Source organism: Longitalea luteola (genome assembly GCF_017356035.1).
Classification (GTDB): domain Bacteria; phylum Bacteroidota; class Bacteroidia; order Chitinophagales; family Chitinophagaceae; genus Niastella; species Niastella luteola.
Genome location: NZ_JAFIQX010000003.1, coordinates 365,655 through 385,058 on the forward strand (window position 1 = coordinate 365,655; position 19,404 = coordinate 385,058).

The following is a 19,404-nucleotide window of genomic DNA, read 5'->3' on the forward strand; positions in this document are numbered from 1 at the left end:
AAATTCTTTATTCGCTTTTTCCCTAAGCGTTATTTTCTGGTCCTGTATTCCTGCATACGATCAGCCAGCGAAAGGCCCATTTCCATTCAATGGAGAAGTCGCTGATACCGGCGATATTAAAAAATTGCAACCATTCGTCTTTGGTGAATCCACGGGCTACAGATAACGGAGCATCATGTTTGACCAGGTAACTGTTCGAAAACAATGCAGTGAGCGCTTTGATGGAATAATAAGCCAGCTTGTGCCGGTGAAGATCATTTATAAAAAAGCCAAGCCGGGCATTGGCTTTCATCCATTGTAACTGCTTTACCATTTCGCGGTCAGAGAAGTGATGGCAGAACAGGGAAGAGAAAATAATATCCGGCTGCGATTCCAGTTGAACGGTCTTATAATCGGCATTGATCAATCGGGTGTTATCGAGCGATCGTTTGGCGGCAACATCGATGCAATGCGGGTTAATGTCGATGCCAATAAAGGCTGCCGGAATATTCTTTTTGTTACACCATTTTTGAATAGCCGCCAGGTTGTCGCCGCCGCCACAGCCTATTTCACAGATCGTGGTCCCCTTCGCAAAAGCGTTGGCGCGTGTAGCCGGGTCCTGAGCATCCATCAGGGCCTGCACACCGCTGAGTGTGATGGTATGACCGCCCAGCCAGGTATTGATAAAATTGAGCTCATGCATATTCCGTTGGATCTCTTCAAATGGAATATCCGGACGGTCGAGCAATTCGGGCTGGTATGATCGGTGGCGAAAATTCACGATTGTAATTTATGATTTTCTGATCGACCCGCGAAACAGGTACAACGTCTATAAGGACGCAGCATACCGGCTAATAACAAAATATTATGAATTTGTTGATGCCACAAAGGTTTCCATGGTGAGGCCCGGGCCGAAGGCTGCTCCGAAAATATGTTCCTTCCTGTTATGGTTTTGTAAGAGGGCAGGTGCCATTTTTTTCAGCACGAAAAGTATAGTAGGAGACGACATGTTGCCGTAATGCTGTAGTATGTCGTACGAAGCCTGCAGTTCATGGGATTGAAACGACAGCGTTTTGTGAACGGCTTCAAGAATTTTTCTACCGCCGGGATGTATACACCAGTGCGTAATGTCCTGTTGGGTTAAGCCGGTGCGGGCAAGTGCCCTGGTTGTGAAATGGTTGAAATCTTCTTCCAGCAGATCGGGAATATAACTGCTCAGGGTCATTAGAAAACCGCTGGAAGAGATTTCCCAGGCCATGTCTTTTTTGCCTTTCGGAATAACTTCCGAATAGAACCCATCGAGCCGGATACCTTTGGCCGGATGGCTGTCAGCCGTAACAACTGCTGCAGCGCTGCCATCGGCAAATAAAAGGCTCGATGCAATATTGTCGATCGTTGGCTCACGTTGAAAGTGTAATGTGCACAATTCCGTGCATACGATCAATACTTTTGCCTGTTGATCGGCCCTGCAAATGGCGTCGGCCGTTTTCAATGCATGTATGCCTGCATAACAGCCCATAAAATTGATGGAGGAACGCACGGTGTGCCGGGGCAGGTCGAGCAGTTCCATTACATGCAGGTCGAGGCCCGGTGCGCTCATGCCGGTACAACTGACAGTGATCAGGTGGGTAATATCTGCTTCGGCCAATTTACCGTCGAGACAATCACGAATGGCATTCACAGACAGCTGAGGGGCGTATTTGTGATACCAGATCATCCGTTGTTCCAGGGAAGGAAAAGGCTCCAGGTTTTCCGTATGCGGATAGAACTTCCATTCAGGAACGGGGCGGCTGTAATCGGGAATGACGGAATAACGGGTATCAATATGGCTTTGGTGATATAAAAAGCGCAGGCGGCGCCTGTCGGCTTCCGTAAAAGAGTAGATCAGCTGCATGAATTGCAGAATATCCTGTTGATTGTGCCGGAAAGATGGCACAGCAGTTCCGATGGCAATAATTTTACTCAAATCCCCTCCAGATTAATAAGGTAAGGAAAGCAAGATTGGTGCAGATAGACGCCAGTATATTCATGCGCATGGTATTGGAAAAATCGGCCCTTTTTTCATCTTTCCAAACCAAACCGGCCCAACTGAAAAAATATACGAGTATGGGCAACATCATAGTTGCTAATGCCAGGAACTTTTTCTGTTGGTCATGGCTAATGAACCACCAGGCCAGTATGCTCATGGCTATTGTATAGATCAATGCGGTGAAAACGAAAGTACCACGGTAACCCAGTAATGCGCTGATCGTAATAACGCCGTCTTTTCTGTCGGCCTCGTGCTGGTAGATCTGCGTGAGCGGATAAAATCCGCCGATGAGTAAACTGGCTGCTGCCATGCCGGCTGCTGGCACAGTCAGCGTTTTATCATTACTGCTTCCATGATATACCATAAAAAATGTTACGGCGCCCTGAAATATGATGACGGTCAGATAGCCGGCAACCGGATATTTTTTCAACCGGATGCCCCGGTAGCTGTATGCTCTTGATGCGGCTATATAAGCTGCTATGCAAATTGTAAACCAGTAGCTGATGAACAGGCTGAGGCCGATGGCCACCAGATCCATTATAACACTTATATAGAATAACTGCCGGGTAGGCGGCAGCGGAGATCTGATGCCGCCAATGCTGGTTTCATCGCGATCCATATAGGAATTATACCCGTTGCTGGAAGGATACACCAGCAAATGGAGGATGAAAAAGATCAGCAGGGCATGGCCTGGATGAATAACGGGTACCTGACTTACAGCGAATAAGTATACAGGTAACAGAAAGAAGGAAAAGTGAAACCGGAGCAGTTGTATGGTAGATGGTGCAAGCATAAAACAGTCCCGGCTACAGCCAGGACTGTTTAAAGATATGAATAAGATGGTTACATAAACCAGCTGGCCGTTACTCTTTCACGATAACCTGTGTTGCGGTATCGGCTATTTCCTTGTGGTTGTGCTCCTCTTTTTTTGAATGTCCCAGGTAAGAAGGCAGATCCATACCAGCCATGTTAAATATGTCTTTTAACGGGGGCACGGCTTTGTACATGCCCGATATAAAGTTAGCGGTGGAGTTTTTGTCTGAACCGTTCTGGCCGTTTTCCCACACCGTAACTTTATCGATCTTGATATTTTTGATAGCATCGGTTTGCATCCGCACCAGTTCGGGCAGTTTATCAGAGATGAGCAACAGAACCGCATCTTTCGGATTGTTACCGGCGGCCTTCACTATTCTATCAAGACCCTCGGCTTGTTTGGTCAGGATCTCATACATACCGCGGGCTTCCGCTTCCAGTTTGGCATAAATAGCATCGGCTTCACCCTTTGCTTTCTCCCTGATCTTTTCGGCTTCGGCCTGCGCTTCTATGATCGCTTTTTGTTTTTGTATTTCTGCCGTTACCACAATGTTGGCGTTTTGCGAAGCACGTTCTTTTTCGGCGCGCGCATCCTCGGCTTTTTGTTCTGCGAGGTAAGCTTCTTCCAACGCTTTAGCGGCCTGTACCTTTTCGGCGGCAATAGCGCGTTTCAGGGCTTCCGCTTCACGTTCGCGGCGGGAAGCTTCTGAATCGGCGATCTGGATCCTGGCAAGGTTTTCTCCCTGTACCGCAATAGAGTTTGCTTCTGCCGATTTAATACGGGTATCCCTTTCCGCTTCTACTTTACCGATCTGTTCATCTCTTTTGGCTGCTGCGATCAATATCTCTTTGTCTTTTTCAGCAACGGCGATCTTTGAGTCGCGGTCACGCTGCGTTTCGGCAATCTGTACGTCGCGCTCTTTCTGGGTTTGCTTCAGGCTGATATCGCGCTCTCTTTCTGCAATGGCTTTACCAATTTCACCCACTTTATCCTGTTCTGCCACGCTTTTCTTTGCTTCGTTGATCGCTTTCGCAGAAGCTTCCTTGCCCAGCGCTTCAATGTAACCGCTTTCATCTTTGATGTCGGTTACGTTCACGTTGATCATTTTCAAACCGATCTTGTTCAGCTCAGCCTCCTCGTTAGAAGCAATGTTGGCAAGGAATTTATCGCGGTTGCTGTTGATCTCTTCAATATCCATCATGGCTACTACCAGCCGCATCTGGCCCAGGATGATATCTTTCGCCAGGTCATGTATTTGACCCTGCTGCAAACCCAGCAGGCGTTCAGCGGCGTTTTGCATAACACCCTGTTCGGTTGAAATACCAACGGTGAACCGGGAAGGTACATCAACGCGGATGTTTTGCTTGCTCAACGCATTGGTGAGGTTTACTTCGATAGAAATAGGCGTAAGGTCAAGGAATGAGTAGTCCTGGATGATGGGCCAGATGAACGCGGCGCCACCGTGAATACATTTGGCGCTCAGGTTGCCTTCTGAACCATCTTTTGACCGGCCTACTTTACCATATACAACGAGCACCCGGTCGCTGGGGCATCGTTTGTATCGTCTGAACATAGAAATGATAAGGATGAACAGGAACAATACACTTCCTGCCACCGCAATGAGGATGTAATCCATGCGTTAAAAAATTAAGGGGTTGATATGTTGGTTTATTCTAAAAAAGACTATTGTCTGCAATAGTTACCAGTAAGATGCGGTCGTTGATTATATTTTTTACCCTGATGAGTTTGCCGGTGGCAATTTCTATTTCATCATCAGTCATGGCGGGTAATTCATGCAGGGTTCCCTGTACTTTAATATGTACTTTGCCGGTACCGCCGCGTTTGGCCGGAATAAACAGGTAGGTCGTTCCGGTTTTGTTGATCGCATGCTGAATTTGCATGGCCCCATTGTGACGGAGCCGGCTCATGTTCTTTAAGATGAGCATCATCATTACTACTATGATGGTGCCCGCAGCCAGGCCCAACAGGATCGTTGCCAGCTTGCTCATGCCGCTGTAATGAGTGGCAATACCCACCCAGCCGAACATCGTGAAAAAGGCGATCATATTCTTGACGGTAAAGAACTGGTAGTCGATACCATCATCGTGGTCAATGGCTGTGTCTGCATCGCCGCCCGTATGGCCGGCGTCGCCGCCGGAAAGCGACAATACGCTTTGCAGCAGGTAGAGCGAAGAAAACACAATGGCAATGCCCCAAAGGATCTTTTCAAAGTTCTCGAGGTGCTGCCACCAGTCAGTTATACTTAGTAACATAGTGATTTAGGGTTTTATAATACGCTGAACGCGGAACGCTGAACGCTGAACGCTGAACGCCAAACGCTGAACGCGAAACGCTGAACGCCAAACGCTGAACGCGGAACGCTGAACGCGGAACGCGGAACGCTGAACGCTATAGTCCGAAATTTGAACCTGCTGACTGCGGGCGACGGTTCGCTGATGCAGATACCGGCGTTAGGCATTCGGCGTTAAGCATTTTTTATATTGGTAGCGCAAATGATTCAAACATTACAGGCGCACCCTTAATATTTGTGATTTAGAGATTGCGGCACCAGGCTGCCGGCCTTACTTCGCCTAGGCTTCGCGAAGGCGCACCAGGCAGGTTTTGAAATTTATTTTAATGTCAGCGTTGCGGTAAATCCCGAAATCCCCAAATCGTAATTTAATGTGCTTGCTGTTTTATGCTGGTAGTTACTGCTCATTTATATCCTAATTTGGTGGCCATGAAAAGGTTGTTTATCATTTCAATATTATTGCTGGGATATTTTGCCGTTCCCGCACAAATAAGATCCTTCCGTTTTATTCATATCAGTGATACGCATATCGGTTCGCCCAATGGCTCGGCTGAGGAAGACCTGCGCCGTACGGTGCGCGATATTAATGAGCAGCCGGATGTGGCGTTCGTGATCATCACCGGCGATATTACCGAACTGGGTACCGATGCGCAGCTGATGGTGGCCAAACAGATCCTGGACAGTTTAAAAGTGAAATATTATATCATCCCGGGTAATCACGATACGGGGTGGAGCGAAAGCGGAGGCGACCATTATACCAGCACCTTTGGTTACGATAAATTCCAATTTGATCATAATGGTATTCGCTTTATCGGATGCGCTTCAGGTCCCTATGTAAGAATGAGCGATGGACATATTCCCCGCAGCGCGATTGTGTGGCTGGATAGCCTGCTGGCTAAAACACCGAGGGACCAGCCTATCATTTTCTGTAATCATTATCCCATCGATAATGGTCTCGACAACTGGTACGAGATCACCGACCGCCTGAAACACTACAATACAAAACTTATTATTTGCGGTCATGGTCATAATAACCATGCGCTGAATTTTGAAGGTATTCCCGGAGTAATGGGTCGTTCAAACCTGCGCGCCAAAGCGCCGGTTGGCGGTTATAATTTTGTTGATGTGTATAATGATTCCGTAGTTTATACCGAACGCACGCCGGGTGTGGAAACCCTGCCTTCCTGGACAAAGGTCAGCTTCAAAAAAATGGATACTTCACAACATTTTGAGCGGCCTTCCTATGCCATCAATGCACAATACCCTCAGGTAAAACCGAAATGGACATTTGCCGACGATGCTAACGTGATCTCAACCCCGGCTGTCGCCAACAAGCTTGTTGTTTTCGGCAATCAGAATGGCTTGGTAAGGGCGTTGTCGCTGAAAGACGGAAAAAAGAAATGGAGTTATAATACGAACGGTGCTATTTTTTCATCGCCTGCTGTTAAGGCCGGGAAGGTAGTGCTGGGCTCAGGTGATGGGCATGTGTACTGTTTGAACCTGGCGTCGGGAAAATTGATCTGGAAGGTGAAGACGGATGCTTCTGTGCTCGGTTCGCCCGTGATCGCGGGAGATACTGTTTTTATTGGTGGCAGCGATCATAGTTTCAGGGCATTAAATCTGAAGAACGGCACTGCTTTCTGGACGTTCAACGGCTTGCAGGGACCTGTTGTAAGCACGCCATTGCTTTATGGCAATTCAGTGATCTTTGGCGCCTGGGATAAACATTTATATGCAGTGAATAGAACGAACGGACAACTGTCCTGGCAATGGAACCCTGGTTTTTCAGTGATCAATTTCTCACCCGCTGCCTGTATTCCGGTGGCGCATGACAGTGTGGTGTATGTGGTTTGTCCGAACCGAACCATATATGCCATTGATGCGGTAACAGGAAATACCTTGTGGAAGAATAGTGAGACGCGCGTGCGCGAGTCGATCGGGATCTCGGCAGACGGAAAATACGTATATGGAAAAACCATGCAGGATACCATAGTGGCATATGCTACGAGCCGTACAGCGCAGCGGCCTGCCTGGGTGATGAATGCAGGATTTGGTTATGAGCACGTACCATCGATGCTGATTGAAAAAGACGGACAGGTATTTTTTGGTACGCGCAATGGAGTGGTGTATGCGATTGATCCTGCCACGCAAAAAACGAACTGGGCTTATAAGATCGATAACTCCATGGTGAACACCGTGCGGGTGCTGAATAAGAAGCAATTGATCGCTTCTACGATGGATGGAAAGGTTGTGTTGATTGCCCATTGACCATTATAAAGCATCAGCAACCAGCTTCAGCGCAACGATATATTCCTTTACGTAGTCGCGCCCCTGATCAGGATAGCCTTTTATATTGTCGAAGGCCTGGTTCAGCATGACATGTGCTTTTTTGGCGTCCTGGTTGTCGTAAAAAACTTTTGTCCAGTCATCGTCTTCTTTATACCGTTTAACGCCAATACCGCCGCTATAGAACTTGATAGGAGCCAGGATCTTGGTTATATTGAAGTATGGTACTTCGTTGCCGGAAATGTTGGCGAAATACGCGGAGTAGTAGTAAAGGACCTGTTTCAACCGTAATTTGATGGCCTCATCGCTTTCGGATTGTTGAGGTCTTTCACGCCATTTATTCAGGGCGGGGTCGAACAGGTCGGGAATGGTATCATTCACCCGTAGCTTTACCAGGTAGTAATCAACATACATGGTGTCTTCTTTTATATCGATCACATTTTCCAACTCCAGGCTGTCGTGCCAGTAACGTTTTACAGCGAACAGCGATTTGTTCTTTTGTATAAGGTATTTATACTGCATGAGCAGTTCGCTTTTATCGTTAAACTGCCAGTTGCCGGTTATTTTTTCCACTTTCCCCTCATCAATGGTTACCACGCCGCTGGGCTGAAAGCGAAAGGCCGCCATTTCCAGGTTATCATATAAAGGGGCCATTACTGAATCTTTATAATCATGGAATGCATCGCTGTTCCCTGACAGGATCTTTGCGTTTTGAATAACCCTTATCATCATCCAGTTACCTATGAGGGAATCTTTAGTGAAAGGCAGTCCGGTTTCGGCATTATCTCCATTACAGGCAGAGAGAAGGATTACGGCAAACAGGAAGAGAAATACAGGTTTCATCGGGTTGTTGGGTGTTGAGTGGCGATAAAAATAGCTAAAATGCAGTAAAACCGAAGTGCTAATGTGCTGATTTGCTAATCCCGCAAAGCGGGACAGGTTGTGCCAATGGGACCATCTGCCGTCTGCCGTTTGCCGACCGCCAAACAAAAAGGCCCCACAAACATGTGAGACCTTTTTTATATCTGGATGTTACAATGCAATTACACCAGCATGCGCAAGGGCTCTTCGAGTAAACCTTGCAGCGTTTGCAGGAAGGCTGCACCCGTAGCGCCGTCTACTACGCGGTGGTCGCAGGTTAAGGTAACTTTCATGATGTTACCCACTTTAATCTGACCATCTTTTACGATGGGAACCTGGTTAATGGCGCCTACGGCCAGGATACAGGAATCTGGTTGGTTAATGATGGCTGTGAATTCTTCAATGCCAAACATACCCAGATTACTGATAGTGAAAGTGCTGCCTTCCCAATCAGCGGGTTGCAGTTTTTTATCTTTCGCTTTTTTCGCGTAATCTTTTACCTCGGTAGCGATCTGTGATAATGATTTCTGATCGGCAAAACGTACCACAGGAACCAGTAAGCCTTCAGGAACAGCTACAGCCACACCGATATTCACATGATGGTTCATGCGGATATGATCACCTCTCCAGCTGCTATTTACCCATGGGTGTTGTTTAAGGGCAATGGCGCAGGCTTTTAACACCATGTCATTGAAAGAGATCTTAACCGGAGAAATATCGTTCAGTTTTGCCCTGCTTTCTACTGCCTTATCCATGTTGATCTCCATGGTGAGGTAGAATTCAGGAGCAGTGAATTTGCTTTCAGACAAACGTTTGGCAATTACCTTACGCATTTGCGACACAGGGATCTCTTCAAAACTTTCCTGACCGGCAATAGCGGGAGCCTTGCCCGGTTGGGGAGCAGCTGTAGTAGCTGCCTGTCCGCCTGCAGCAGGAACGTAATTGTCAATATCTCTTTTAATGATACGGCCACCGTCGCCTGAACCGGCTACTTTGGAAATATCAATACCTTTTTCAGAAGCCAGTTTTTTGGCCAGGGGAGAAGCAATTACGCGGCCATTTTCTGAAGTAGCGGCGGGAGCAGCTGTTTGCGTAGATGCGCTGGCAGTTTGTGTAGCCTGAGGAGCAGCTTCAGGTTGACTTTTGGCAGCGCCTCCGCTCGTTACGCCCCCTTTCGCGGCAGCTACGATCTTTTCAACATCTACTTTCTTCTCATCGCCAATGATGCACAGCAGGGCGTTTACAGGAACCTTGTCGCCTTTTTGTGCACCGATATATAATAATTTTCCTTCTTTATAGCTTTCCAGCTCCATGGTCGCCTTATCGGTTTCCACGTCGGCCAGCAGATCACCTTTTTTCACGTTGTCGCCAACTTTTTTATGCCAGGCGGCAATTACGCCTTCTGTCATGGTATCGCTCAGGCGGGGCATCAGGATCACTTCCTGCATGTTGGCCAGATCGAGTGATTCACCGGCAGGTTTGGCTTCGGCTTTGGCGGCTGGTTGGGCAGGTTCTTCCGATTTTGCGGGAGCGGCTGAAGCAGCGGCTTTCTGACCACCACCACCGAGCAGCGAGCTGATATCTTCGCCGGCGTTACCAATAATGGCCAGCAGATCATTTACCTGTAGTTTTCCCCCTTTTTCAGTACCAATATGAAGCAGGGTGCCATCTTTATAACTTTCCAGTTCCATGGTGGCCTTATCGGTTTCCACCTCAGCCAGTAAGTCGCCTTTCTTTACTTTGTCGCCTACCTTTTTATGCCAGGCCGCTATCACGCCTTCTGTCATGGTATCGCTCAGGCGGGGCATTAAGATCACTTCAGCCATAAATATTTCTTATTTGATATTTCTGATTTTTCTATTTGAGTGGTCGAAATTACAGCAAAATGAGCAATTGGAAAAACCGGTTGCCAGTTACCGGTCACCTGTCACCAGAAACGTGCTGTCAGAGTAGATCTTAAGTTTAAGGTTATTATTCCGGTCGCGTTCCAGGCTGCAGGTTACAGGGCTTTGAATGATGGGATCCCGACATAAATTGCAGCATTCCGGTATTGATACCATGCGATTTGTAACATGTATCCTGTAACTGATAGTTTTGAAACCGGTCCCTGACAACTGTTAATCAAATCCGAGTTTCAATTTACTTCTCAGTTCATTTACCAGCGGATATTGCTCCACCAGCTTCTGGTATTGCTCTTTTGCCGACAGCGGGCGTTCTGTAGGCTCCTGTATTACCGGGTTGTCGGTAACAACAATGCTGAATAACAACGTGCGGTTATTGAACTGCTGTTGCATGTACTCCGACAGTTCGCGCCGTTCGCCCTCAATGAATTTTTGCTCCAGGTTGTTGTTCGTAACGATCTCAAAAGCGTTTTCGTTCACTATAATCAACTGCGCCAGGTCGAACGACTGCGCAGCCGGGTTCTTGTTGTCTTTTAATTTCTGCGAGAAATTGGCCCAGTGTTCCCGCAGTTTATCATAGCTGAGGGGAATGACCGGGTTCGCGCTGCCGGCCTGTTTATTGGCAAACTTCTGCCTGATGGATTCCAAGGTGCCTAGTTTGGCTGCCGCCCCCTGTGCTGTCCCCGTTGACCGGGTATTTCGTGGCTGAGTGCCTGTAGAGGAGGTGTTTTGTGGTTGAGCCGGCTGCATGCTTTGCATGTAGTTCATTTCCTCCTCATCCGGACTGATATAATCAACCGAAGGTTCTTCTATGATCAGTCTTGCTTCGTCTGAGGGCTGGCGATAAGCCGGCGTTGTTGTTTTCTGCTGCGCCTGCGCCACGTTTGAGGAGGTAGCGGCTTCCGGCTTCTGACCTCCGGCTTCCGGCTTCCGGCTTCTGTCCTCTACCATGCCCAGCTTGCGGAAAGCCAGCGATTGGGCATTCTCAACTACTTTTTTTTTACCAATGCCATCGCTGGTAGCAGCCAGCTCAAGGGCCTGCTGCAGGTAGGTTAATTTTATAATGGCCAGTTCGGTATGCAGTCTTTTGTTGCGGGCGCCTTTGAAATTGATCTCCGCCTCGTTCAAAATATTCAGGGCGCTGATAAGATACGCTACCGGCGTTTTTTGCGCTGTAGCAATGTATTTATCCCTGAAACTTTCTACCACTTCCAGTAATCCGGCTGCTTTTTCATCTTTACATACCAGCAGGTTCCGGATGAATTCTGAAAATCCGTTTAACACCAGGTCGCCTTCAAAACCTTTGCGGTCGATGTCATCATATAATAACATCGCTCCGGCCAGGTCCTGCTGCTGCATGCAGTCTATCATTTTAAAATAGTAGTCTGCATCCAGGATGTTCAAATGTTCCAGGGTGTTCTGGTAGGTAACGGTGCCGCTGGTAAAGCTTACTATTTTATCGAGAATACTGAGCGCATCGCGCATACAGCCCTCACTCTTGCGGGCAATTACCTGCAACGCCGGTTTCTCGGCATTGATCTCTTCTTTTGAACAAATGTGCTGCAGGTGTTCTACCGTATCATTGCTGGTGATGCGCTTGAAATCGAAGATCTGGCATCGACTGAGGATGGTTGGTAGGATCTTATGCTTTTCGGTAGTAGCCAGAATAAAGATGGCATAGGAAGGCGGCTCTTCCAGTGTTTTCAAAAAAGCATTGAAAGCTGAGGAACTGAGCATGTGCACCTCGTCTATGATATATACTTTATATTTTCCAGCCTGGGGAGCAAAGCGCACCTGCTCAACCAGGGAGCGGATATCATCTACGGAGTTGTTACTCGCAGCATCCAGCTCATGTATGTTTAGCGAAGTGCCTTCATTAAAAGCCACACATGATGAACATTCATTACAGGCCTCACCTTCCGGTGTAGGCTTTTCGCAATTGATGGTTTTAGCCAGAATACGGGCACAGGTCGTTTTACCCACACCGCGTGGACCGCAAAACAGGAAGGCATGCGCCAACTGGCGGTTTTTTATGGCATTCTGCAGGGTGGTGGTAATATGAGCTTGTCCTACAACCGTATCAAAGGTTTGCGGACGATATTTCCGGGCTGAAACAATGAATTTATCCATGGTATGTCGCAAAAGTAAGGAATATGACAATCCCGGCAATGTAGGGACAAGTAATGCAAACAGGCAAATTGGAGAATGTGATAATAGATTGATTATATATTATTTGTCTGTCAAGAACAGCGTCTGGAATGTGGCTGGAAATGGTCTTTTTTGACAATTGCTTTATTGCCATTCACACCGACTTACTGCTGATCAGGGAAATTTTGGAAAAAAATGCCTTGGAAAATTTGACAACTTAACAGTGTTAAGTATATTTGTGTCGTTAATTAACGATTATGGGCATTGCGGAAAGAAAAGAAAAACAAAAGCAGGACCTCAGAAAGGCTATACTTGATGCTTCTATGAAGCTGTTCGTTGAACAGGGCTATGAGAATGTTTCCATCCGCAAGATCGCTGATCTGATAGAATACAGTCCCACTACGGTTTACCTGTATTTTAAAGACAAGAATGAGATCCTTTTCAACCTGCATGAGATAGGTTTTCAGAAAATGGCTGAATATACAGCCGACGTATTTACAATAAAAAATCCGCTCGTTCGTCTGCACAAGATGGGCGAATACTATTTGAAGTTCGGCCTGGAGAATCCGGAGTTCTACGACCTGATGTTCATTTTACAGGCCCCTATGGAAGCCTTGCAAACATTCGATAACTGTGAATGGAAAAGCGGGGACCAGGCGTTGGGCAAACTGAAGGAAACCATCCAGGAGTGCATGGATAAAAACCTGGTAGAGAAGGGCGACGTGGGTGCCATTGCCATGGCTATCTGGGGTATGGTACACGGTATGGTGTCATTGGCGATTCGCAACCGGTTCGATAAACTGGTACAACGTGAACAAATGGTGCCTATGATGAACAAAGGACTGACCTGGTTATTAAATGTGCTTGATGCATCTGGCAATAAAACCTGAGCGGTTTTTTTTTGCCGCCATACTTAACACTGTTAATAATATTTACATCATAATATAAAACAGATGACTTATGAAAAGAAGTCTATCGGTCCCGATTGTTATCGGGGTTGCAGGGAGTCTTTTTGCCCCTTCCGCCGCTGCGCAAACTGTACTTGACGAATACATTAAAAAAGGGTTGGAAGGGAACGTGGCCCTGCATCAGAAAACGTTTGACCGGCAAAGGGCGGAGCTTGATCTGAAGCGTGCAAAAGCGTTGTTCTATCCACAAGCCAGTCTGAATTCACAATATACCCTGGCCACCGGTGGCCGTACGCAGGATATTCCCATCGGCGATCTCCTGAATAATGTTTATTCTACCCTTAATCAGCTTACGGGGCAGAATAAATTCCCGCAGGTTGACAACCAGTCCATCGCTTTTCTGCCAAACGACTTTCACGACACCCGGCTAGAGGTGGTTATGCCGATCGTAAATACTGATATCTATTATAACAGGGCCATTAAACAGGAAATGATCCGGAATCAGCAGGCTGATATTGATATCTATAAGCGGGAGCTGGTGAAAAATATCAAGGAAGCGTACTATCAATACCTGCAGGCCGGCAAGGCGGTTGACATTTACACTAATGCGCTGGCGCTAGCCAGTGAGAACCTGCGCGTAAGCGAGAAGCTGATGCAGAATGCCATGGCCACCAAAGAATCGGTGTTGAGGGCAAGAGCGCAGGTGAGCCAGGTAAAAGCATCGCTGATAGCCGCTACCAACCAGCAATTAAATGCTGCTGCATATTTCAACTGTCTACTGAATGAATCATTGGACGCACCTGTGATTGCTGATACAACGCTGTTCAACCGCGTGAATACGACCGCGAATGCATCGGTGGACAATCCTGTGCAGCGTGAAGAGCTCACCAAATTGCAAAGCGCCCGGCGGGTAGTGGGTACCAGCCTTAAAATGAACCGCCATTATCTGGTGCCCAAGCTCAGCGCTTTTTATAATATCGGGTTCCAGGGATTTGGCTTTCACCTTAATAGCGATCAGTTCTACCAGTTAGGCGGTTTGCAGTTCAAATGGGACCTGTTCAAAGCAAATGATAATAAATACAGGATCCGTCAGTCGGAGCTTGACCTGGAGCAGCTTAATACGCAATACAAAGAGGTAGAGCAGCAACTCAGCCTGCAGGTGCGCACTTCCCTGAACAACTATCGCTCGGCCATACAAATGCTGGCAGCACGTACCGATGAAGTGCAAAGCGCTACGGAAACCTATCGCTTTGCCGAAAGGCGGTTCCGGGAGGGGCAGGCGCTTCAATTGGAGCTGATCGACGCACGCACGCAGCTAACGAATGCCCAGCTGAATTATTCATTGGCGCAACTCGCTGTATTAACGCGGTCGGCGGAATTGGAAAGAGCTACCGCCGCCTACAAGTTTTAGATTTCTGATTTTGGGATTTACGATTTCGAGATTTACCGCACGTTTCGAATAAGAAGAATCTCAAAATCCCGAAATCGGAGATCAGAAATGTCACCCCAGTGTTTGAACGGCAGAAGGTTTTGAGATTGAGGAATCACGCAAATGATCGCGAGGGTTAAATCCAAAGAAATCTCAAAATCTCAAAATCTCAAAATCTCGAAATCTCGAAATCCCGAAATCCCGAAATCAGAAATCAGAAATCAGAAATGTCACCCCAGTGTTTGAACGGCAGAAGGTTTTGAGATTGAGGAATCACGCAAATGATCGCGAGGGTTAAATCCAAAGAAATCTCGAAATCTCAAAATCTCGAAATCCCGAAATCCCGAAATCCCGAAATCAGAAATCCTTTTGACATCAATAAAATCTTCCAAGATGAAACGCATATTTCTATTGATCCCCATAGCAGCGATTGTCTTATCAGCCTGCAATGGCGGTTCAGAGGCAGCCAGCATCACCGATGAAGCCATTGCCGTAAAGCTACAGCCGGTTACTACAACCCGTTATGCGCCGGTATTGAAATATTCAGGCGCTATGGCCTCTACTGCGGAGGCCAGGTTATCGTTCAAGATAGGCGGCATTATTTCAAAAATATATGTAAAGGAGGGCGATCATGTAGTAAAAGGACAGCTGCTGGCAACACTCGATCTTACAGAGATCAATGCCCAGGTGCAACAGGCTGCGCAGGGCGTTGAAAAAGTACAACGCGATGTGAACCGCGTAAAGAACCTGTACAGCGATACGGTAGCCACGCTGGAGCAGCTGCAGAATGCCAACACGCAGTTACAGGTAGCAGAAGAAAATTTGCGCATTGCCCGCTTCAATCAACAATATGCGCAGATACGCGCTACCGAAAGCGGCATTATTCTCAAAAAAATGATGAATGAAGGAGAACTGGCCAATCCCGGATCACCGGTGTTCGAGTTCAATGGCACAGCCGGTAATGACTGGGTGATCCGTTTTGGCGTTTCTGATAAAGATTGGGCGGTATTGAAAAAAGGTGATAAAGCTTCTGTAGAAATAGACGCTTATCCCAACAGAACTTTTACCGGTATTGTCACCGAAATAGCCCAGGGCGCCGACATCGCCAGCGGTACTTATGAAATTGAAGTGAAAGTATTGCCGGGCGGGGCCCGCTTTGCCGCCGGTTTATTTGCAACCGTGCGCCTGCAGCCTGCCGCTGAACAAACGGTAACCCTGGTGCCGGTAGAAGCCATTGCTGAGGCCAATAACAAAACAGGGTATGTATATACGGTAAATGCGGATGGTAAGTCCGTCACCAAAAACCTGGTGACCATTGCATTCCTTGAAAACAATAAAGCGGCGATCGTAAGCGGGCTCGACAGTGCAAAGGAAGTGATCACGGAGGGAGTAGGATATCTTACCGATAAGTCATTGGTTAAAGTCATATCCCGGCCCTGAAAAAAGGCTGCCGGTTACCGGGTACCAGTTGCCGGTTACCGGAATGCTCATAATAAGGACGTTTGCGTTCAGGTTCCGAGTTCAGCGCCTGCCTGCCGGCAGGCAGGTTAAGCGTTCCGCGTTCAACGTTCATTAAGCGGTTTTCAAAAATTCAAATCAGGCTGTTATGAAAATAACTGATTTCTCCGTAAAAAATTATCAGTTCACACTCATCGTGTTTGTGATGCTGATCGCTATAGGCATTAATTCGTTGCTCAACATGCCGCGGGGCGAAGATCCCGATTTTGCAGCGCCACAGTTCAGCGTAGTGGTGGTTTATCCCGGTACCAGTCCGAAAGATATGGAAGAGCTGGTCGTTGATCCGGTAGAAAAAAGAATGAATGAGCTGGATGATATCAAACGTGTCATCAGTCGTATAGACGATGGACTGGCAGTGATCCAGGTGGAGTTCAAATACGAAATGGATCCTGATAAAAAATACCAGGATGTGGTTCGTGAAATGGATGCTCTTCGTAATGAATTGCCAAAGGATATCCTGGACATTGATATCTTAAAATTCAATCCCTCCGACGTAAACATTTTACAAATAGCACTGCTCAGTGAAACCGCGCCCTATAAAGACCTGGAAGAATGGAGCAGGAAATTGAAGGAGCGGCTCGAGAAAATTAAAACATTAAAGAACGTCGATAACTGGGCCTACCCTCAGCAACAGGTACGGGTATCACTGCAGTTGGAAAAGCTCGCGCAGTATAATGTTCCGCTGAATAAAGTATTGGGTGCTATTCAGAGCGAAAATGTGAATATCCCCGGCGGCAGTATTGAAATGGGGGAGAAGAAATTCAACATTAAAACCAGTGGGGATTATAAAAGTATTGAAGAGATCAGGAACACCATCGTAAGCAATGTGAATGGAAAGCTGGTGTATGTGAAAGATATTGCGCAGGTAGATTTTAATTATGAAGAGCAAACGTATATCGCCCGGTTAAATGGCAAACGTGGTGTGTTTGTAACGGCGAGCCGTAAAATGGGCACCAACATCTTTGCTGTTGAAAAAGAAATAAAGCCCATCCTGGAACAGTTCCGGAAAGAGCTTCCGAAAAACATTACCTACGAACAAAGTTTCGATAATGCAGAAAGCGTTCGTACGCGGCTGGGCGGCTTTACCCGGGATTTTGCCATTGCCATTTTCCTCGTGTTGCTCACCTTGTTGCCATTGGGCCTGCGGGCATCGATCGTAGTAATGATCTCTATACCGCTGTCGCTGGCTATCGGACTTTTCCTGCTCGATATGTTTGGTATCACCATTAACCAGTTGAGCATTGTAGGTATGGTAGTAGCTTTGGGTTTGCTGGTAGATGATAGTATTGTGGTGGTGGAAAATATAGAACGCTATTTGCGCATGGGCTATAGCCGGCGGGATGCGGCCATGTTGGCCACCAAACAGATCGGGCTGGCTGTGATCGGATGTACGATTACCCTCATATTCGCCTTTTTGCCGCTGATGTTCCTGCCTGAAGGCGCCGGCGATTTCATTCGCAGTTTACCGGCGGCGGTCGTTACTACTGTACTGGCATCCTTGTTTGTTTCGCTTACGATCGTGCCGTTCCTTTCGAGCCGCATATTAAGCAATCATGAAAATCCGGATGGTAATATTTTCCTGCGCGGATTAAAAAAATTCATTGGCGGTTCCTATCGCCGTTTATTGAACAGCGCCATTAACCGTCCGGTAACCACACTGTTGGTAGCACTGGCCATATTCGTAGGATCGCTGGCATTGGTACCGGTGGTTGGCTTCAGTGTTTTCCCGCCATCTGAAAAACCCATGTTCCTGATCAATATTGAAACGCCTTTAGGAACCAGTTTGCAGGCCACCAACCAGGTAGCGCGTTATGTAGAAAAAGAGATCAGCAATATTCCCGATCTGAAGAACTATGCTACCAATGTGGGCCGGGGCAATCCACGCATATATTACAATGTGGTACCGCAAAATGAAGTAAGTAACTATGCCCAGTTATTTGTACAGTTGAAAGAAACGCCACCGGCAGAAAAAAGGAAACTGATAGATGAGTTGCGGGTTAGATTTAAAAATTATCCCAATGCAAAAATAGAAGTTAAGGACTTTGAACAGGGACCACCGGTAGAAGCGCCCATTGCCATCCGGCTGTTTAGTGAAGACCTGGATACCTTACGCAGCCTGGCCTTTAAAGTAGAAGCACTGTTGAAGAAAACACCTGGTACAATTTATGTGAACAATGAGCTCACCACACTGAAGACCGATCTGCGCGTTAAGGTAAATAAAGAAAAGGCCGGCCTGCTGGGCGTGCCGGTGAATGAGATCGACCGGACTATTCGTATGGCGGTTGCCGGACTGAACATTGGCACATTCAGAAAAGAAAATGGCGACGAATACAATATTACGGTTACCCTGCCGCGTAAAGAGCGGCCTACTTTTGACGCGTTCAGCAAGGTGTACGTGAACAGTGTTACGGGCGCTTCTATTCCCCTGAACCAACTGGCCGATATCCGTTTTGAAACATCGCCGGTTACTATTAAACATTACAATAAAGACCGGTATACAGTGACCACCGCTTTTGTGCAAAGCGGCTTTAATACCGGTAAATTGACCGAGGGCATATTGAAGCAACTGGATACTATGCATTTTCCACCCAATTCGCATTATGTGGCAGCCGGTGAAGTAGAGGCCAGTCAGGAAAGTTTTGGCGGACTGGGCACTATCGTACTTATTACCATCTTCGGTATTTTGGGTACGCTAATCCTGGAGTTCAAAACTTTTCGTGGAACACTCATTGTGCTTTCAGTAATTCCGCTGGGCATTATCGGCGCCGTGCTCATGTTGCTGGCTACCGGCAATACCTTCTCTTTTGTTGCTGTCATTGGGTTAATAGCTTTGATCGGAATTGAAGTAAAAAACTCAATTTTACTGGTTGATTATACCGATCAGCTTCGCAAACAGGGAATGAGTCTCGACAAAGCCATCCAGGAGGCGGGTGAAACGCGATTTGTGCCCATCATTTTAACCACATTGACAGCTATCGGTGGATTGCTGCCGCTGGTGCTTGAAAACAATCCGTTGTATTCTCCACTTGCTTTGGTGATCATCGGCGGCCTGATCAGTTCTACTTTACTGACCAGGATCGTTACGCCGGTGCTCTATAAATTACTGGCCCCGAAGATAAGTGAGTAATTGTCGGAAATTTGAAGTCGGAGGTCGGAAGTCAGAGGTCGGAGGTCGGAAGTCGGAGGTCAGAGGTCGGAAGGAGGCGCAAGGAAGGTAATT

The 19,404-nt window shown here is 47.2% G+C and carries 14 protein-coding genes; 5 read left to right on the forward strand and 9 right to left on the reverse strand.

The window, feature by feature from the left end; genetic code table 11:
* Positions 1–22: 22 nt before the first annotated feature.
* The 5 genes from JUB15_RS10020 to JUB15_RS10040 all read right to left on the reverse strand — a co-directional run bounded on the left by JUB15_RS10020 (position 23) and on the right by JUB15_RS10040 (position 5,095).
* Positions 23–760 carry a methyltransferase domain-containing protein gene (locus JUB15_RS10020; protein WP_207512335.1) on the reverse strand — a complete coding sequence of 246 codons (738 nt, stop codon included), beginning with the start codon at positions 758–760 and terminating at the stop codon, positions 23–25.
* Between the two features lie 84 nt (positions 761–844).
* Positions 845–1,945 (reverse strand): type III polyketide synthase, encoded by a 1,101-nt coding sequence (locus JUB15_RS10025; RefSeq protein WP_207512336.1) that lies wholly within the window; start codon positions 1,943–1,945, stop codon positions 845–847.
* A complete protein-coding gene (locus JUB15_RS10030) occupies positions 1,938–2,801 on the reverse strand; it encodes a UbiA family prenyltransferase (RefSeq protein ID WP_207512337.1) in 864 nt (287 codons plus the stop codon). The genes JUB15_RS10025 and JUB15_RS10030 overlap by 8 nt, the downstream gene beginning before the upstream one ends.
* Before the next feature lie 70 nt (positions 2,802–2,871).
* On the reverse strand, positions 2,872–4,458 hold the full coding sequence (locus JUB15_RS10035; RefSeq protein WP_207512338.1) for a flotillin family protein: 1,587 nt from the start codon (positions 4,456–4,458) through the stop codon (positions 2,872–2,874).
* A 37-nt stretch (positions 4,459–4,495) separates the two neighbouring features.
* A complete protein-coding gene (locus tag JUB15_RS10040) occupies positions 4,496–5,095 on the reverse strand; it encodes a hypothetical protein (protein ID WP_207512339.1) in 600 nt (199 codons plus the stop codon).
* A gap of 467 nt (positions 5,096–5,562) precedes the next feature.
* Here JUB15_RS10040 and JUB15_RS10045 point away from each other — a divergent pair, with 467 nt between their 5' ends.
* On the forward strand, positions 5,563–7,401 hold the full coding sequence (locus tag JUB15_RS10045) for an outer membrane protein assembly factor BamB family protein (RefSeq protein ID WP_207512340.1): 1,839 nt from the start codon (positions 5,563–5,565) through the stop codon (positions 7,399–7,401).
* 3 nt (positions 7,402–7,404) lie between these two features.
* On the opposite strand, the gene JUB15_RS10050 is transcribed toward JUB15_RS10045, so the two are convergent.
* The 3 genes from JUB15_RS10050 to JUB15_RS10060 all read right to left on the reverse strand — a co-directional run bounded on the left by JUB15_RS10050 (position 7,405) and on the right by JUB15_RS10060 (position 12,311).
* Positions 7,405–8,262 carry a hypothetical protein gene (locus tag JUB15_RS10050; RefSeq protein WP_207512341.1) on the reverse strand — a complete coding sequence of 286 codons (858 nt, stop codon included), beginning with the start codon at positions 8,260–8,262 and terminating at the stop codon, positions 7,405–7,407.
* Between the two features lie 200 nt (positions 8,263–8,462).
* Positions 8,463–10,106, reverse strand: coding sequence for a pyruvate dehydrogenase complex dihydrolipoamide acetyltransferase (locus JUB15_RS10055; protein WP_207512342.1), 1,644 nt, complete (start codon positions 10,104–10,106; stop codon positions 8,463–8,465).
* A gap of 291 nt (positions 10,107–10,397) precedes the next feature.
* Positions 10,398–12,311, reverse strand: coding sequence for a DNA polymerase III subunit gamma/tau (locus JUB15_RS10060; protein ID WP_207512343.1), 1,914 nt, complete (start codon positions 12,309–12,311; stop codon positions 10,398–10,400).
* 275 nt (positions 12,312–12,586) lie between these two features.
* On the opposite strand from JUB15_RS10060, the gene JUB15_RS10065 reads away from it, so the two are divergent.
* From JUB15_RS10065 to JUB15_RS10075, 3 genes are all read left to right on the forward strand, one after another.
* Complete coding sequence (locus tag JUB15_RS10065) at positions 12,587–13,219, forward strand: TetR/AcrR family transcriptional regulator (protein ID WP_207512344.1); 633 nt, start codon at positions 12,587–12,589, stop codon at positions 13,217–13,219.
* Between the two features lie 70 nt (positions 13,220–13,289).
* Positions 13,290–14,648 carry a TolC family protein gene (locus tag JUB15_RS10070; protein ID WP_207512345.1) on the forward strand — a complete coding sequence of 453 codons (1,359 nt, stop codon included), beginning with the start codon at positions 13,290–13,292 and terminating at the stop codon, positions 14,646–14,648.
* A 411-nt stretch (positions 14,649–15,059) separates the two neighbouring features.
* Positions 15,060–16,106 (forward strand): efflux RND transporter periplasmic adaptor subunit, encoded by a 1,047-nt coding sequence (locus tag JUB15_RS10075; protein WP_207512346.1) that lies wholly within the window; start codon positions 15,060–15,062, stop codon positions 16,104–16,106.
* Here the strand turns inward: JUB15_RS10075 and JUB15_RS10080 are convergent.
* Complete coding sequence (locus tag JUB15_RS10080) at positions 16,090–16,239, reverse strand: hypothetical protein (RefSeq protein ID WP_207512347.1); 150 nt, start codon at positions 16,237–16,239, stop codon at positions 16,090–16,092. The two genes, JUB15_RS10075 and JUB15_RS10080, sit on opposite strands and share 17 nt — an antisense overlap.
* Before the next feature lie 33 nt (positions 16,240–16,272).
* On the opposite strand from JUB15_RS10080, the gene JUB15_RS10085 reads away from it, so the two are divergent.
* Positions 16,273–19,311: an efflux RND transporter permease subunit gene (locus JUB15_RS10085; protein ID WP_207512348.1), complete on the forward strand. Its 3,039-nt coding sequence runs from the start codon at positions 16,273–16,275 to the stop codon at positions 19,309–19,311.
* The last annotated feature ends 93 nt before the right edge of the window (positions 19,312–19,404 follow it).